Source organism: Actinocorallia sp. A-T 12471, from assembly GCF_033875155.1.
GTDB lineage: Bacteria > Actinomycetota > Actinomycetes > Streptosporangiales > Streptosporangiaceae > Actinocorallia.
Map to the genome: position 1 here is coordinate 890,292 of NZ_JAWZTE010000002.1, position 16,593 is coordinate 906,884.

A 16,593-nucleotide genomic window follows, 5' to 3' on the forward strand; every position below is an offset into this window, starting at 1 on the left:
ATTCCAGCGTCGTTCCCGGTTTCCACAACGGTATCCGAAGATGTGCGGTGCTGCGAGACCCGCCCCCTCAACAGAATCGGGTTCTGGTCGGGACGTGTGCCGCGCAGTAGCGTCGCGGCATGACCGAGACGACGACGATCAAGGCCAACGGGATCGAGTTCGCGTGCCGCACCGAGGGCCCCGCCGACGGCCCCCTCGCCCTCCTGCTGCACGGCTTCCCCGACACCCCGCACTCCTGGCGCTTCCTCATGCCCGCGCTCGCCGACGCCGGATACCGGGCGGTCGCGCCGTTCATGCGCGGCTACGCCCCCACCGGGACCGCGCCCGACGGCGACTACCGGGCGGGTGCCCTCGGGGCCGACGCCAACGCCCTGCACGACGCGCTCGGCGGCGACTCCTCGGCGGTGCTCGTCGGGCACGACTGGGGCGCGGCGGCCGTCTACTCCGCGATCCGGCAGGACCCGGCGCGGTGGCGGCGCGGCGCGGCGATGGCACTGCCGCCGCTGCCCGCGCTCCTCGCCGGGTTCTTCTCGTACGAGCAGCTCAAGCGGTCGTTCTACATCTTCCTGTTCCAGACGCCGCTCGCGGAGATGGCCCTCGACCGCGCGTTCGTCGAGGGACTGTGGCGTGACTGGTCGCCGGGACACGAGGAGGACGTCGCGCACGTCATGGCGGCGCTCGGCACGCCGGAGAACGTCGCCGCCGCGCTCGGCTACTACCGGGCCATGCTCGCGCCCGAGCACCTGGGCGAGGCGGCGTCGGCGTCGGTCGGCGAGGTCGACGTGCCGCTGCTGTACCTGCACGGCGAGGACGACGGCTGCCTCGGCCTCGACGCCGTCAGCCCGCAGGACCCCGACCTGGCTTCCGTGACCGCGCACCTTCCGCCCGGCTCACGTGCCGCGACCGTGCCCGGAGCCGGGCACTTCCTCCAGGTCGAGCGGCCCGACGCGGTGAACGCGGCGATCCTGGGGTGGATGTGATCCAGGTAACATACAGTGTACGTACAGAGTTTGGCATGATGCTCAAACCGAATGTTGTTCTAAACCTCAGGGACGGGACATGCTCAAAGTCGAGGACATCGACCTGACCGACTGGGCGTTCTGGGAGCGCCCGTTCGCCGAGCGCAACGCGAGCTTCCGCCTCCTGCGCGAGCACGACGGCCTGCGCCACTTCCGCGAGCTCCCGGCGGGCTTCGGCGAGCCGGGTCCGGGCTACAAGGCGCTGGTGACCCACGCCGACGTGGTCGAGGCGTCCCGGCGTCCCCAGGACTTCTGCTCGGGCCAGGGCGCGATCAGCATCCCTGACATGCCGACCGAGGTCCACGAGTACTTCGGTTCGATGATCAGCATGGACGACCCGAGGCACGCCAAGATCCGGCGCATCGTCTCGCGGGCGTTCTCCCCGCGCATGATCCAGCGGTTCGAGGACCAGGTCGAGACGGTCGCCGAGCAGATCGTCGCCGACCTCAAGGCGGGCAAGGGCACCGGCGACTTCGTCCCCGACGTCGCCTGCCGTCTCCCGTTGAAGATCATCTGCGACATGATGGGCATCCCCGAGTCCGCCTACCATGACGTGCTCGACGCCTCCAACGTCATCCTCGCCGGCAACGACCCCGAGTACCTGCCGTCGAACGACTTCGAGGGCATCATGCTGAAGCTCGCCGCCGCGGGCGAGACCCTGCAGAACCTCGTGCAGGAGCTCGGCCGCGAACGCAAGGGCGGCGACGGCGACGACCTCATCTCGCTGCTCATCAACGCCAACATCGACGGCGAGTCGCTCACCCCGCAGGAGCTCGGCTCGTTCTTCATCCTGCTCGCCGTCGCGGGCAACGAGACCACGCGCAACGCCATCTCACACGGCCTGCACCTGTTCAGCCGCTTCCCCGACCAGCGCGCGCTCCTGCTGACGGACTACGAGGCGCACGCGCCGGGCGCGATCGAGGAGATCGTCAGGTTCGTCTCCCCGGTGATCTGGATGCGGCGCACCGCGACCCGCGACACCACGCTCAACGAGCACGAGATCAAGGCGGGCGAGAAGCTCGTCCTGTACTACGGGTCGGCCAACCGCGACGCCTCGGTCTTCACCGACCCCGACGCGTTCGACATCACCCGCTCCCCCAACCCGCACGTCGGCTTCGGCGGCCCAGGCCCGCACTTCTGCCTCGGCGCACACCTCGCCCGCCGCGAAGTGAACGTCATGTTCCGCCGCCTATACGCCGCCTTCCCCAACATCCGCTCCGGCGAGCCCGACCGCCTCTTCTCCAACTTCATCAACGGCATCAAACACCTCCCCTACACCCTCACCTAACCCCCCTTCTCATCCACCAAAGGACCTCCTGACCAGCGACCTCCCACCAACACGCCCGCCCCGCAGGCCCGCTCAACACGCCGCCCCGCGGGTCCCGCCACCAAGGCGGGACCCGCGAGACGGTCCGGTGGGGTGGGTCAGCAGTTCAGTTGTGTGATCACTGCCTCTCGCCAGGATCTCGGGGGTGGTGTGTCGGCGCGGGCGATGACGTCGTCGGGGAAGGTGCTTCGGGGCGGGTGTCCGTCGGGCGGGTATGCGCCGTCTGCGGCGTGTCGTTCCGAGGGGGCGACGATTGTCAGGCGGGTGGGTGGGCCGTTGGGGGTGCCGGGGTCGAGGCGGAGGCGCAGCAGCGCCGACCCGGCTCCGTGCGGGCATCCGGCCGTGGCGCGGCCGACGTCGGCGGCGGTGAGCCGCACCTCGGCCGGGATCTCGCGGAACGCGCAGCCGGGGGCCTCCTCCAGGTCCGCCCACTGCGCGCGCAGCAGCACCTGCGCGAGCCCGCACAGCACGTCCGCCCACGATCTGCGCAGCGCAGCGGGGATCCGCGCGACGCGCAGCTCGGGCAGCCCGAGCACCGTGAGCCCCGCGGTGGTGAGGGTCCAGCCACGGCCGCGCGGACCCGGCGCGGCGTGCACCCCCACCCACTCGGCGGCGGCGAATCCCTCGGGCACGTCGAACGGCTCGGGCGGCCCCGCCCACGGGTCGACGTCGCCCGTCACGGCGTCAAGCAGGATCCCGCCGGTCTCCTCGGCGAGCTCGAACCCGACGGCCGCGGCCTCGGTGACGTGGCTCGGCGGCCAGCACGCGTCGCCCAGCGCGCTCACCCGCAGATGGAAGTCCGCCTCACGAATCCGCCGCACCAGCGGAGCGTCCACGTCGAGCCCGCCCGGCACACAGCGCGCGCAGTGCCCGCTCGGCCCGGTCAGCCACGGCAGCGGCGGCACGCCCGCCGCGACCGGCTCCACCAGCGCTAACGCGCCAGAACCGATCCCGACGGGCATGCCGAGCGGCGCGGCGACAAGGCAGACCGCGCGCAGTCGCGCGGGGACCGGCAAAACAAGTGTCTCGTCCATGCCGCGCACGCTACGCCCCGCCACCGACATTTCACGCTGCGGGGCGGCGACCCGGTCTCCGGATCGCCGCCCCGAGGCGGAATTTCGGCCTTGCGGGCCCGGCGTCACATGGCCCAGGCGCTGCGCAGCGGCATTCCCGCGTTCTTGGACTCAGGCAGCTTCACCCCGAGGATCTGGTGCAGCTGGACCATGTTCCGGTCGAACCCGAGACGGCACCCCGCCATGTACACCCGCCACACGCGGGCGATCTCCGGACCGACCTCGGCGACCGCTTCGTCCCAGTTGGCGTCGAGGTTGCGGCACCAGTCGCGCAGGGTCATCGCGTAGTGCTCGCGGAGGTTCTCCTCGTGCCTGATCTCGAACCCGTTGTCGTTCATCGCGGTGACCAGGTAGCCAGGCCCCTCGAGCTCGCCGTCGGGGAACACGTACCGGTTGATGAAACCGTCGGGCCTGATCGACGGCTGAAGGTTGTCCGGCCGGGTGATGCAGTGGTTCAGCATCCGCCCGCCGGGCCGCAGCTTGCCGTTCAGGAACGCGAAGTAGGCGGGGACGTTGGCCTGGCCGATGTGCTCGGTGAGGCCGATGGAGCTGACCGCGTCGAAACCGCTCTCGGCGACGTCGCGGTAGTCCATGTGCCGCACCTCGGCGAGGTCGCTCAACCCCTGCTCGGCGATCGCCTTCTGCGCCCACTCGGCCTGCTGCTTGGACAGCGTCACGCCGAGCGCCTTCACCCCGTGCTCACGGGCGGCGTGCATCACCATGCCGCCCCAGCCGCAGCCGACGTCGAGCAGCCGCATCCCCGGCTCGAGGCCGAGCTTGCGCGCCACGAGCTCGTGCTTGGCGAACTGCGCCTGCTCAAGCGACGACTCGAGCTCCGGGTAGACCGCGCAGGTGTAGGCCATCGACGGCCCGAGCACCCACTCGTAGAAGCGGTTGGACACGTCGTAGTGGTGGTGGATCGCCTCGGCGTCCCGCTTCTTGGAGTGACGGCGCAGTTTGCCGCCCGGCTGTGCCTCGACCGAAGGCGGGTCGAGCTTGGTGGCCGCGGCGGCGCGCAGCAGCGGGTCGTCCAGAACGCCGGCGAGCACCCTCAGCCTGTCGGACACCGAGATCTTCTCCAGCGTCTGCGACAGCCTGCTCAACGTGGTGTACATGTCGCCGCGGACCTCGATGTGGCCCGAGACGTACGCGCGCGCCAGGCCGAGCAGCCCCGGCGAACGGACGAGATACGACACCGCGTACGGACTGCGTATCTCCACTCTTATGTCGGAGTCAGGACGTCCCGCCCTACTTCCGTCATATGCCGCGAACTCGACGGGGACGTCCGCCCCGTTGGTGACTCTTTCGAAGACTTTCGCCAGGGTCATGTGCCCCTCACACACTTGTCGTAGAGGTCGTACAAGCGGCCCTCTGAGTCGTAACGCTCCTTGAGGGCCTGGTACGTCTTCCCGTCGTAGTGGCGCCAGAACTCGTCCCGCGCGTAGAAGGCCGTGGAATACAGGGACTTGTGCCCGTCCAGCGAGTCGACCACGCGCTCGATGCGCCGGTTGTAGTGGTCGGGCAGGGTGCCCGGCCGCTGCGGGACCGTGCCCCAGAATCCGACGTTCACGTAGCTGCGCCCCGGTTCGAGCGGATAAAGGGGCCATTTCTCGCGCGCCTTGAGCGGGCAGAGCCACACCGGGCTCATGCCGACCTCCTTGTGGAAGAACTCAAGGAACTCCGGGAGACGTTCGGTGGGGACCTCGATGTCCTGGATGACGTCCTCGCGCGGCGGCTTGCCCGTCCAGCGGTCGATCCGCGCGGTGAACTGCGCGCGCTTGTCCCAGGCGACGATCCTGCGGTACACGTCAGAGCGCTTCTTGGCGTCCGGCCACAGCCGGCGCACCGCGGGCTTGTGCAGGCCGAACGCGCCCGAGCACCAGAACCAGTCGGTGTCCCAGCGCCACAGGTAGTCCTTGACGGTCAGGTAGTCGACCGAACGCTCCTGGATCGACCGGAAGTAGATCTTCTGTCCGGTGTAGTCGGAGGTGTAAGGGGCCTCATCCACGAAGGTGCCGACGGACAGGTAGATCTCGTCCGGGCCGAAGAACGTGCCGTCGAGGAAGTCGGCGTCCTCGATCCTGGTGATCGCCGCGGCGGCCTCCACGGCGTCGGTGAACCGGATGTGCCGCACCTGCACGAACGGCTTGACCGGGATGAGGTCGATGGTGAGCCGGACGGCGTAGCCGAGGGTCCCGTAGGAGTTGGGGAATCCGTAGAAAAGGTCGGAATGCTCGTTGTCGCGGCTCGCGGTGACGATCTCGCCGTCACCGGTCATGATGTCCATCTCCCGGACCGACTCGTGCGGCAGTCCCAGCCGGAACGAGGTGGACTCGATGCCGAGCCCGGTCACCGCCCCGCCCAGGGTGATGGTCTTCAACTGCGGGACGACCGTCGGCATCATCCCGTGCGGCAGGGTGGCCGCCACGAGATCCTCGTACGTCGTCATCCCCTGGACGACAGCCGTCGTCCCGTCTATCCGCAGCACACCGTCGAACCCGCTCACGTCGAGTCCGGGCGCGCCCGGACTGTCACGGAAGCGGAAGAGGTTCGACGTGGGTTTCGCCAGCCGCACGGGGGCTCCCGGCGGTATGGCGGCGTAGGACGCGCGGAGCGCGGCCACCGCTGCGTCATGTGAGGACTCGGTCACTGGCATGGGCGCCTCCCTCACTCGATCTTCACGCACAACTCATCCGGTAAACCTTTCCGTCCCGTAAATGTTCCAGGTCCTTTACCTCTGAGACTCAGATCACTTGATGAGCCTGAGTGTCAGGGGATAGCGGAAGGAACCGCCCGTCAGAGCGGAGGCACCCGCGATGAGCGACGCGATCCACGACACCGCGTACACGATCCCGCCCACACCGAGCGTGACGATGGTGAACAGCAGGAGCGTCAGCTGGAAGTTCAGCGCCTCCACGGCGTGTGCGCGCACGTGTTCGGAGCGCTTCCCGGGCACGAGCAGGATGACGAGCGGCCCGACGAACGACGTCAGCATCCCGGCGAGGTGCGCGAGCGCCCCCAGGGCCTTGTCCTCGGACGTCTCCTCGGCGGAGTGCGGCAGCTTCGGGGACAGGTCGCGGACCAGGAGGTCGAGTTCCCCCTGCGTCTTGCTGGTCATGGCGAGGTGGACCCGCTGGTCGAGCTCGTCGTTGTCCAGGCGGCCCTCGGCGTAGGCGGTCTGGAGCACCTCTATGACGGATTCGCGCTCGGCGTGGCCGACGCGCAGCTGGGTGATGTCCATTCTTCGATCGTCGCCGGGGACCGGCCCCGTCGCATCGGGGAGAACCCTGAAAATCCCCCTACCGCGCGACCGCCGCGTGCCGCTCCCGGTACTGGTGGCCCGGCTTCAGCTCGGTCCCGGCGAACAGCGTGCTCACCGTGACGAACTTGAAGCCCTTGGCGGCGAGCCCTTCGAGGATGCGCGGGACGGCGTCCACGGTGCTCGCGTGGATGTCGTGCAGCAGCACCACGTCGCCCTTGCCCGTCTGCGACAGGACGCGGCGCGCTATCAGCGACGAGTTCCGGTCGCGCCAGTCGAGCGGGTCCACCGCCCAGATGATCTCCGGAAGGCCGAACGACGCCGCGATCTTGGCCACCTGGGCGTTCGAGGAGCCGTAGGGCGGCCGAAGGAGGACAGAGCGGTATCCCGAGTGCTGGAGGATCGCGTCCTGCGTCCGCTGGATCTGCGCGGTGACGCCGTCGGCGGACAGGCTCGCGAGGTTGGCGTGGTTCCAGCTGTGGTTGGCGATCTCGTGGCCCTGCTCGACCTCCTTGCGGACCACCTCGGGGAACTCCTCGACCATCTGGCCGACGACGAAGAACGTGGCCTTGGCGTCGTAGCGGGCCAGCATCTCCAGCAGACGCTCGGTGTGCTCCATCGGGCCGTCGTCGAACGTCAGGGCGACGCACTTGGCCCGCGCGCACAGGTCCGGCCGCCCGTCGGGGCCGAGCCCGCGCCGCATGTCGGGGTCGGGCTCGCGGAACACCATCGGCCGCACGACCACCGGCGCGTCGGCGTCGGCACTGGTGTGCACCCGGTCGGGCGCCTGGCCGCAGGCCGCGAGCGCCGCGAGGACGGCAAGCGCCGCCACGAGCCGTTTCATGTGCACCCCCGTCGCCGGAAACGTTGGTGGACATGCCCTCGCCATGATCATCGGGAACCTGATGTCGGACTTTTTCGTTATCGTTTTCCTTTCGCTTTTCTCCATAGTGATGATCGGACGGCGATGAGGTTCTGGGATCGTTTCGGGCTCAGGAGACACCGCGGCGGCGCGATCCAGCGGTTCGACCGCGAGGCGACGGACGCCGACGTGAAGGCCCTGATCGCCTTCGCCAAAGACCGCAGGGGCGTGGAGTTCTACGTCGAACCGGAGACCTTCGCCACCGACACCACTGCGGTGGCCGTCGCGCACGACGGCGAGTGGATCCGCCGCCGCGTCGGCGCGCCCGCGGTGATCGCCAAGGTCGCGCGCGGGCTCGGACTGCCGGTGTACGACGTGCAGATCGTCGGGTACCCGCCGCGCATGCGCGCCTGGAACGAGCGCAACAAGGGCACCCGCGGCTCCCTCTGACGGCGTCGGCGGCCCTCCCGAACAGCCGGAAAAAAGTTATCCACAGGCCGCGGAGCGGGTCGCGGCGATCTGTGCGAGCGTTCGGGCATGGACGAGACACGCGGCGAAGCCGCTCCCCTGGTCATCCGAGGCCCCGCCGAGCTCATCTCGGCGATCCCCTACATGCTCGGCTACCATCCGGCCCGCAGCGTGGTGGCGGTCGGCACCGACGGGCCGCACGGCGCATGCGCGATACGGCTCGGCTTAGAACTCCCTCCGGGGTCCGCGGCCCATCTCGCGGCGCTGCTGACGGCGCACGGCTTCACCGAGGCGATGCTGGTCTGCTACGGCCCGGCCGAGCACTCCGATCCGGTGATGAACCGGACCTGCGTCGCGCTGGCCCACGCGGGCATCGGGATCGTCGACGCGCTGCGGGTGGACGACGGCAGGTACTGGTCCTACATGACCAGGCAGGCCGAGGGCGTGCCGCTGCGGCCGACCGCCGTCGAGGTGCAGGCCGTGGTGAACGGACTCGTGGCGCTGCCCTCGCGCGAGGATCTCGTCGCGTCCGTCGCGCCGCTGCCCGATCCGGTCGCCGCCGCGGTCGCGCGGGAGACCGCGCGGGCCGAGCGCAGGCCGCTGGGCCTGGCCGAGGGCCTGCGGCTGGTGCGCGAGGTCATGGCCGGGGTCGACAGCGGAAGGCCGCCGCCGGGGATCGCCGAGGTCGCGCGGTTCACCGTCGCGCTCAGCCAGGTCAGGCTGCGCGACGAGGCGTGGGTGCGGATCGAGCCGAAGGAGTTGCACGCGCAGCGCGCTTTCTGGCTGCACGTGCTGCGCCGCACGGCTCCGCCGTACCGGGCCGCGCCCGCGTGCCTGCTCGCCTACTGCGCCTTCCTGTCGGGGGACGGCGCGCTGGCGAACGTCGCGCTCGAGGTGGCCGAGGACGCCGCGCCCGGCTACTCCCTGGCCGACCTGCTCCGCCAGACCATGGAAGCCGGCGTCCACCCGTCGACGGCGTCGATGCGCATGACGCCCGAGGATCTCGCCCGCGCCTACGCCGATCCCCCGGAAACATGGCCGGGGTGATCTTGACTCCTTGACAACAGAACAGTGACAAATGTCCAGGTAATGAGGCCCGCACGTCTTTTCACGTGACCTGCGCCATAGAGTGCTGGCCGTGAAGTTCATGCGTCAATGGCCCTGGCCGCTGCGGTGGGGCGTGCGGGCACTCGCCCTGGTGATGGTACTCGTCCTCGTCGTCTCCGGATGGTTCGTCTGGACGGTCCGCAAGGCGTTCCCGTCCTACGACGGGCAGATCAAGGTGCCCGGCCTCGCCGGAGAGGTCACCGTGCACCGGGATTCCTACGGCGTCCCGCAGATCTACGCCGACACCCCCGAGGACCTCTTCCGCGCCCAGGGCTACGTCACCGCCCAGGACAGGTTCTGGGAGATGGACTTCCGACGGCACATCACCGCGGGCCGCCTGTCCGAGCTGTTCGGGGAGGCCACCCTGGACACCGACAAGGTCACCCGGACGCTCGGCTGGCGCAAGACCGCCGAGGCGGAACTCCCGCTCCTGGAGCCGGAGACCCGGCAGCTGCTCGAGTCCTACGCGGCGGGCGTCAACGCGTGGCTGAAGGACAACCCGGACACCGCGTCCCAGTCGCTCGAGTACTCGGTGCTCGGCTTCCAGCGCACCGGCTACCAGCCGGAAGACTGGACGGCCGTCGATTCGATCGCCTGGCTGAAGGCGATGGCCTGGGACCTGCGCTCGAACATCGAGGAGGAGCTCGGCCGCGCCCTCGCCGACGCCAAGCTGCCCAAGGAGCGGGTCGACCAGCTCTACCCGGACTACGACTTCCACCGGATGCCGACCATCGTGTCCGGCGGCGAGGTCGAGAACGGCGCGTTCGCGGGCGGCCGCGCCGTGCCCGCCGCGCCGCAGGCGCCCGCGCGCGCCCTCAGCTCGGTGCTCGAGGCGATCAAGGCGATGCCGGAGGGACTCGGCAACGGCGACGCCGAACTCGGCTCGAACTCCTGGGTGATCTCCGGCGAGCGCAGCACCACGGGCATGCCGCTGCTCGCCAACGACCCGCACCTTTCGGCCCAGATGCCGTCGGTCTGGTACCAGACGGGCCTGCACTGCCGCACGGTCAGCGACGCGTGCCCCTACGACGTCACGGGCTTCAGCTTCTCCGGGCTGCCCGGCGTCGTCATCGGCCACAACCACCGGGTCGCCTGGGGCTTCACCAACCTCGCCCCCGACGTGTCCGACCTCTACCTGGAGAAGGTCACCGCGACGACCGCCGAGTACAAGGGCGTCCAGGAGCCCCTGCAGATCCGCGAGGAGAAGATCGAGGTCGCCGGAGGCAAGCCGGTCGAGCTGACGGTACGGGCCACCCGGCACGGCCCGATCATCTCCGACGTCATGTCCGATGCCGAGAAGGCGGCCCCGTCCGGCGAGGCCGTCGCGCTGCGCTGGACGGCGCTCGACCCCGGCAAGACCGCCGACGCGATCTTCCAGATGAACCGGGCCACCGACTGGACGTCCTTCCGCGAGGCGGCCCGGTCCTTCGAGGTGCCCGCGCAGAACCTCGTGTACGCCGACGTCGAGGGCAACATCGGCTACCAGTCCCCCGGCCGTATCCCGGTCCGCGCCGAGGGCGACGGCACACGTCCGGTGCCCGGCTGGGACGGCGTCCACGAGTGGACCGGCTTCATCCCGTTCGAGGAGCTGCCCACGGTCCTCAACCCCGACTCCGGCTACATCGTCACCGCAAACAACGCGGTCATCGGCACGTCCTACCAGCCGCTGCTCACCAAGGACTGGTCCTACGGCTACCGGGCCCGCAGGATCGACGACCTCGTCCGCAACGGCGGCAAGCTCGACGCCGCCGCGATGAGCGCGATCCAGATGGACGGCAGGCACGGTTTCGCGCCGACCCTCGTGCCGCACCTGCTGCGGCTCGGCGCGGGCGTCAAGGGCATCGAGCTGCTGCGCGACTGGGACTACTCCCAGCCGGTCGACTCCGCGCCCGCCGCGTTCTTCAACGCGGTGTGGCGGCACACCGTGCTCGGCGCGTTCAACGACGAGCTGCCCGAGGGCGCGCGCCCCGACGGCGGCGACCGCTGGTTCGAGGTCGTCCGCGCCCTCCTCGACCGCCCGACCGACCCGTTCTGGGACGACGTCGGCACCGCCGGCGCGACCGAGCAGCGCGACGACATCCTGCTGCGCGCGCTGCGCGAGGCCAGCGACGAACTCGTCGACAGGCTCGGCTCGGACCCGGCGAACTGGCGCTGGGGCGACCTGCACACCCTGACGCTCACGAACGAGAGCTTCGGCACGTCCGGGATCTCCCTGATCGAGAAGATCTTCAACCGTGGCCCGGTCGAGGTCGGCGGCGGCAAGTCCGTCGTCAACGCCGTCGGCTGGGACGCCCAGGAGGGCTACGAGGTCAACACCGTGCCGTCGCTCAGGCTCGTCGCCGACATGTCCGACCTCGACGCCTCCCGGTACATCAACCTGACCGGGGCGTCCGGGCACGCTTTCGCCGACCACTACTGGGACCAGACGAAGCTGTGGGCGCGCGGCGACACCATCGCCTGGCCGTTCACCGCAGAGGCCGTCAAGAAGGCCGCCGAGCACACCCTCACCCTCAAGCCCTGACGCCGTCGCGGGCGGCGTCCGACGCCGCCCGCACGGATCAGTCGGCGGTGAGCCGCTGCAACGCGGCCCTGACCTGCGCGGGGTCGCTGGTCGGCCAGAACGGCGGCAGGCTGCCGGTCAGGAACGAGCCGTAGCGCGCCGTGGCGAGCCTCGGGTCGAGCACCGCGACGACGCCCTTGTCCGAGCCGCTGCGCACCAGCCGCCCCGCGCCCTGCGCCAGCAGCAGCGCCGCCTGCGCGGCCGCGACCTGCATGAACCCGTTGCCGCCGCGCGCCGCGATCATCCGCTGCCGCGCCGAGGCCACCGGGTCGTCGGGCCGCGGGAACGGAATCCGGTCCATCACCACGAGCGACAGCGACGGGCCCGGCACGTCGACGCCCTGCCACAGCGAAAGCGTGCCGAACAGGCACGTCTCGGGTGACTCGGCGAACTGCCGGACGAGCTGGGACGTCGAGTCGTCGCCCTGGCACAGCACGGGGAAGTCGATCTCCAGCTCGTCGGCGGCCTGCCGTGCCGCCCGCATCGAGGAGAACAGGCCGAGCGTGCGCCCGCCCGCCGCCTCGATCAGCCCCTTCAGCTCCTCCAGGTACTCCTTCGGAAGGCCGTCGCGGCCCGGCGGCGGTAGGTGCTTGGCGACGTAAAGAATCCCGCTGCGCGGATAGTCGAACGGGGACCCGACGTCCAGCCCCGACCAGATGATCGGCTTCTCGTCGTCCGACGCCTCCCCGTCGCGCGCGGCGGGCACCGAGGGCACGGGACCGCCGGGCGCGGGCAGCCCCCACTGCCTGGCCAGCGGCTCGAACGAGCCGCCGAGGGTGAGGGTCGCCGAGGTCAGGATCGTGGTGCGGGTGCCGAACAGCGCGTCGCGCAGCAGCCCGCCGACCGCGATCGGCGCGACGTGCAGCGACGGCGGCCACTTGCCATCGAACGACTTGGCGAGCCACACCACGTCCCACCGGTCGGCGATCGGGGCCTCGAACGCCGCGAGCATCCTGACGACCGTCGAGTGCACGTCGTCTAGCGACGTCTTGGCCGCCCGCCGGGCCGCCGACACCGCGGGATCGGCGTCCTTGGGCTCCGGCCCCAGCCCCTCGAGGCAGGACTGGGCGGCGTCCCGCACGGCGGTCAGCGTGTTGCCCAGGTGCGAGGGCAACATGTCCAAGCGCGCCGCGCTCTCCTCGTCGAGGGCGATCTTCAGGTCCTCGGCGAGCTCACGCAGCCGTTCGGCCGTCCGGTCGGCGACGAGCTTGCCGGCCCGCCGCGCCGCGGTCTCCACCGCGTTAGCCGACAGCTCCCCCGACGCGACCGAGGTGACCCTGTCGACGAGGTCGTGCGCCTCGTCGATCACCACAGCGTCATGCTCGGGCAGGACCTGGAACTCCTCTAGCGCGTCGATCGCCAGCATCGCGTGGTTGGTGACCACCACGTCGGCCTCGGCCGCCTCGGCCCGCGCCAGCTCGGAGAAGCACTGCTGCGCCTGCGGACACCGCTGCGCGCCGAGGCACTCCTTGGCCGACACCGCGACCTGCCGCCACGCCTGCTCCGACACCCCCGGGACGAGCTCGTCGCGGTCGCCCGTCTGGGTCTTCTCGGCCCACTCGTTCAGCCGCTGCACCTGACGCCCGAGCGTCGAGACCTGCGCGGTGTCGAACAGGCCGTCCTCGGGATCGTCGGGCGCGCCCACCGACATCCGGTTCAGGCACACGTAGTTGCGGCGGCCCTTGAGGATCGCGTACCGCAGCTCACGCCCGAGCAGCGGCTCGAGGGCGTCGGCGAGCCGCGGCAGATCCCGGTCCACAAGCTGCTGCTGCAACGCGATCGTCGCGGTGGACACCACGACCGTGACGCCCTTGGACACCGCGTGCCTCACCGACGGGACAAGATAGGCGAGCGACTTGCCCGTCCCGGTGCCCGCCTGGACCGCGAGATGCTCCTTGCGGCGCAGCGCCTGGTCGACCGCCTCGACCATCTTCACCTGGCCCGGCCGCTCGCTCCCGCCCACGGCGGCCACCCCCGCAGACATGAGATCCTCCAGCGGAGGCACATCCTTCAGGGCGAGACGGGGCTGCGGAGAAGACACCCCGACACCGTACCGGCCCCCGCCGACAGCCGCCGCCGGTTGTCCACAGCCCCGCGCCGTCCCCTGACGGCGGAACCGTCACCGCATCCTGCGGGGTTCGAGGAACGCGGCGAACCTGCCGATCGCGTCCTCGAGCACGTCGGCGTAGGGCAGCGTGACGAACCTGAAGTGGTCGGGCCTCGGCCAGTTGAACCCGCTGCCGTGCACGATCAGGAGTTTCTGCTCCTCGAGCAGCTCAAGGCAGAACCTGACGTCGTCGACGATCGGGTAGACGAGCGGGTCGAGATGCGGGAAGACGTACAGGGCCCCCTTCGGCTCCACGCAGCTCACGCCAGGGATGTCGTTGAGCAGCTTCACCGCACGGTCGCGCTGCTCAAGCAGCCGCCCTCCCGGAAGAACAAGATCCCGGATGCTCTGCCTGCCGCCCAGCGCCGCCTGGATCGCGTGCTGCGCCGGCGCGTTCGGGCACAGCCGCATGTTCGCGATGACGTCAAGGCCCTCGATGTAGGACTCCGCGCCGATCTTCGGCCCGGAGATCACCACCCATCCCGAGCGGAACCCGGCGACCCGGTACGACTTCGACAGACCGCTGAACGTCAGGCACAGCAGATCCGGCGCGAGCGTCGCGATCGAGGTGTGGACCGCTCCGTCGAACAGAATCCGGTCGTAGATCTCGTCCGAGAACAGGATCAGGTTGTGCCGCCTGGCCAGCTCGGCGATCGCGCGCAGCGTCTCACGCGAGTACACCGCGCCCGTCGGGTTGTTCGGGTTGATCAGCACGAGCGCCCGGGTCCGGGTGGTGATCTTGCGTTCCATGTCCTCGAGCGACGGCTGCCAGCCGTCGGACTCGTCGCACATGTAGTGCACGGGCGTGCCGCCGCCCAACGCCACCGCGGCGGTCCACAGCGGGTAGTCCGGGGCGGGGATCAGCACCTCGTCGCCGTCGTTCAGCAGCGCCTGGAGCGTCATCACGATCAGCTCCGACACCCCGTTGCCGAGGTAGACGTCCTCGACGTCAAGGCCGGTGAAGCCCTGGCCCTCGTAGTGCTGCACCACCGCGCGGCGCGCCGACAGCAGGCCCTTGGAGTCGCTGTACCCGTGCGCCTGCGAGAGGTTCTGGATGACGTCCTGCAGGATCTCCGGCGGGGCCTCGAAGCCGAACGGCGCGGGATTGCCGATGTTCAACTTGAGCACCGGATGCCCGGCGTCCTCGATCTGCTTCGCGCGCTTGAGGACCGGACCCCTGATCTCGTAACAGACATTGGTCAGCTTGTCCGACTGTTTCACCGGCATGACATCACACTAATGGTTGCCGGGAGACGGATGACGACAGTGTTACCGCAGGGCCCGACCCCGGGACGGCCCTGGTGGGGACCACCCCTTCGCCCTACAATCCGGTGATCCCGCCCGTCACAGCCGAGAGGTCCCCATGACCACAAGCATCGTCACCGGGGGCGCCTCCGGTATCGGCGCGGCCATCGCCGCCGAGCTCGTCGCGCGCGGCGACACCGTCGTCCTCGCCGACATCAACGGGGCCGGAGCCGCGGAGACCGCCGAGCGGCTCACCGGCCGGGGGCCCGGCAAAGCCTTCGGGGCGGCCCTCGACGTCACCGACGCGGCAGCCGTCGCCGAGCTGTACGACAGGACAGCACGGGACAACTCGGGCCTCGACCTCGTCTTCAACAACGCGGGCGTCGCCATCGCCGGACTTGCCGAGGAACTCACCCTCGACCACTGGAACCGGGCGATCGACATCAACCTGAGGGGCGTCGTCCACGGCGTCGACGCCGCCTACCGGATCATGCGCGGCCAGGGCCACGGCCACATCGTCAACACCGCGTCGCTCGCCGGGCTCGTCCCGATGCCGATGGGCATTCCGTACACCGCCACGAAGCACGCGGTCGTCGGCCTCACCCTCGGGCTGCGCGCCGAAGCCGCGGGGCTCGGGATCAAGGTCAGCGCGGTCTGCCCCGGCTTCATCGCGACGAACCTCCTGCGGACGGTCAACGCGGGCCTCCCCGAGACCGGCATGAGCAGCAAGGCCGACGCCGAGGTCCCCAAGGACCTCTACACCCCGGAACGGCTCGCCAAGGTCGTCATGAAGGGCGTCCGCCGCAACAAGGCGGTGATCGTCGCGCCCGCCTACGGCCGCTTCGCCTGGCTCGCCGCCCGCCTGACCCCGGCCGGGGCCGTCCGGGCCGCCCGCGCCGCCGCCGACGGCTACCGCAAGGACCACAACCTCACCTGACCCGGACATCCCCCGGGCTCTCCGGCCCGCAGGGCCGCCCAGAGGACGCCGCACGGCCGACCGCCTAGGCTGGGAGCCATGGAACGGGTCCTGGTCAGCGCATGTCTCCTGGGCGCGGCGGTGCGCTACGACGGGCGGGCCAAGACGAGCCACTCGGCGATCCTCGCCCGCTGGCGCACGGAGGGCCGCGTCGTCCCCTTCTGCCCGGAACTCGCCGGCGGCCTCGGCGTCCCCCGCCCGCCCGCCGAGATCCGCGACGGCTCGGTCGTCACCAGCACCGGCGACGACGTCACCGAAGCCTTCCGCCGAGGCGCAGAACTCGCCCTGGAAACCGCACTCCGCGCCGAAGTCAAAGTGGCAGTCCTCAAAGAGGGCAGCCCCTCCTGCGGCCTCCACCAGATAGCCGACGGCACCTTCACCGGCCACAAGATCCCCGGCTCCGGCATCACCACGACCCTCCTCCAAGCCCACAACATCAAGGTCTTCACCGAAAACGAACTCGACAAAGCAGACCTGTGCCTGACCACCACACCCCCAGCACCCTGAATCAGCCCGCGGTAACCCGGACGCGACCTGCTCCCAAGAACGCACTACTCCGGAAATGCAGAAAGGCCCCGGGATTTCTCCCA

At 70.1% G+C, this 16,593-nt stretch carries 14 protein-coding genes; 7 read left to right on the forward strand and 7 right to left on the reverse strand.

The annotated features are described in order from the left end of the window. Positions 1-119: 119 nt before the first annotated feature. Both R9X44_RS09095 and R9X44_RS09100 read left to right on the forward strand, forming a co-directional pair. A complete protein-coding gene (locus R9X44_RS09095) occupies positions 120-980 on the forward strand; it encodes an alpha/beta hydrolase (RefSeq protein WP_319813561.1) in 861 nt (286 codons plus the stop codon). Between the two features lie 79 nt (positions 981-1,059). After that, positions 1,060-2,307, forward strand: coding sequence for a cytochrome P450 (locus tag R9X44_RS09100; protein ID WP_319813562.1), 1,248 nt, complete (start codon positions 1,060-1,062; stop codon positions 2,305-2,307). A 137-nt stretch (positions 2,308-2,444) separates the two neighbouring features. On the opposite strand, the gene R9X44_RS09105 is transcribed toward R9X44_RS09100, so the two are convergent. From R9X44_RS09105 to R9X44_RS09125, 5 genes are all read right to left on the reverse strand, one after another. Further along, a complete protein-coding gene (locus tag R9X44_RS09105; RefSeq protein ID WP_319813563.1) occupies positions 2,445-3,380 on the reverse strand; it encodes a hypothetical protein in 936 nt (311 codons plus the stop codon). Between the two features lie 104 nt (positions 3,381-3,484). Further along, positions 3,485-4,747 carry a cyclopropane-fatty-acyl-phospholipid synthase family protein gene (locus R9X44_RS09110; protein ID WP_319813564.1) on the reverse strand — a complete coding sequence of 421 codons (1,263 nt, stop codon included), beginning with the start codon at positions 4,745-4,747 and terminating at the stop codon, positions 3,485-3,487. Further along, a complete protein-coding gene (locus R9X44_RS09115) occupies positions 4,744-6,075 on the reverse strand; it encodes an FAD-binding oxidoreductase (RefSeq protein WP_319813565.1) in 1,332 nt (443 codons plus the stop codon). The genes R9X44_RS09110 and R9X44_RS09115 overlap by 4 nt, the downstream gene beginning before the upstream one ends. A gap of 93 nt (positions 6,076-6,168) precedes the next feature. Next, positions 6,169-6,660, reverse strand: coding sequence for a DUF1707 and DUF4870 domain-containing protein (locus R9X44_RS09120; protein ID WP_319813566.1), 492 nt, complete (start codon positions 6,658-6,660; stop codon positions 6,169-6,171). A 58-nt stretch (positions 6,661-6,718) separates the two neighbouring features. After that, positions 6,719-7,522, reverse strand: a complete 804-nt coding sequence (locus R9X44_RS09125; RefSeq protein WP_319813567.1) for a polysaccharide deacetylase family protein — start codon at positions 7,520-7,522, stop codon at positions 6,719-6,721. Between the two features lie 123 nt (positions 7,523-7,645). Here R9X44_RS09125 and R9X44_RS09130 point away from each other — a divergent pair, with 123 nt between their 5' ends. The 3 genes from R9X44_RS09130 (at position 7,646) to R9X44_RS09140 (ending at position 11,636) form a co-directional block, all read left to right on the forward strand. Then, the gene (locus R9X44_RS09130) at positions 7,646-7,990 is read left to right on the forward strand and encodes a hypothetical protein (protein ID WP_319813568.1); all 345 of its coding nucleotides are present in this window, start codon (positions 7,646-7,648) and stop codon (positions 7,988-7,990) included. Between the two features lie 87 nt (positions 7,991-8,077). Next, positions 8,078-9,055: a DUF4192 domain-containing protein gene (locus tag R9X44_RS09135; RefSeq protein WP_319813569.1), complete on the forward strand. Its 978-nt coding sequence runs from the start codon at positions 8,078-8,080 to the stop codon at positions 9,053-9,055. Between the two features lie 100 nt (positions 9,056-9,155). Then, positions 9,156-11,636 carry a penicillin acylase family protein gene (locus R9X44_RS09140; RefSeq protein WP_319813594.1) on the forward strand — a complete coding sequence of 827 codons (2,481 nt, stop codon included), beginning with the start codon at positions 9,156-9,158 and terminating at the stop codon, positions 11,634-11,636. A 37-nt stretch (positions 11,637-11,673) separates the two neighbouring features. On the opposite strand, the gene R9X44_RS09145 is transcribed toward R9X44_RS09140, so the two are convergent. Next, the gene (locus tag R9X44_RS09145) at positions 11,674-13,659 is read right to left on the reverse strand and encodes an ATP-dependent DNA helicase (protein ID WP_319813570.1); all 1,986 of its coding nucleotides are present in this window, start codon (positions 13,657-13,659) and stop codon (positions 11,674-11,676) included. 135 nt (positions 13,660-13,794) lie between these two features. Beyond that, positions 13,795-15,009, reverse strand: a complete 1,215-nt coding sequence (locus tag R9X44_RS09150) for a pyridoxal phosphate-dependent aminotransferase (protein WP_319813571.1) — start codon at positions 15,007-15,009, stop codon at positions 13,795-13,797. Positions 15,010-15,145: 136 nt separating this feature from the next. On the opposite strand from R9X44_RS09150, the gene R9X44_RS09155 reads away from it, so the two are divergent. Both R9X44_RS09155 and R9X44_RS09160 read left to right on the forward strand, forming a co-directional pair. Then, positions 15,146-15,964, forward strand: coding sequence for an SDR family oxidoreductase (locus tag R9X44_RS09155; protein ID WP_319813572.1), 819 nt, complete (start codon positions 15,146-15,148; stop codon positions 15,962-15,964). A gap of 78 nt (positions 15,965-16,042) precedes the next feature. Then, the gene (locus R9X44_RS09160) at positions 16,043-16,510 is read left to right on the forward strand and encodes a DUF523 domain-containing protein (RefSeq protein ID WP_319813573.1); all 468 of its coding nucleotides are present in this window, start codon (positions 16,043-16,045) and stop codon (positions 16,508-16,510) included. Positions 16,511-16,593 lie beyond the last annotated feature (83 nt).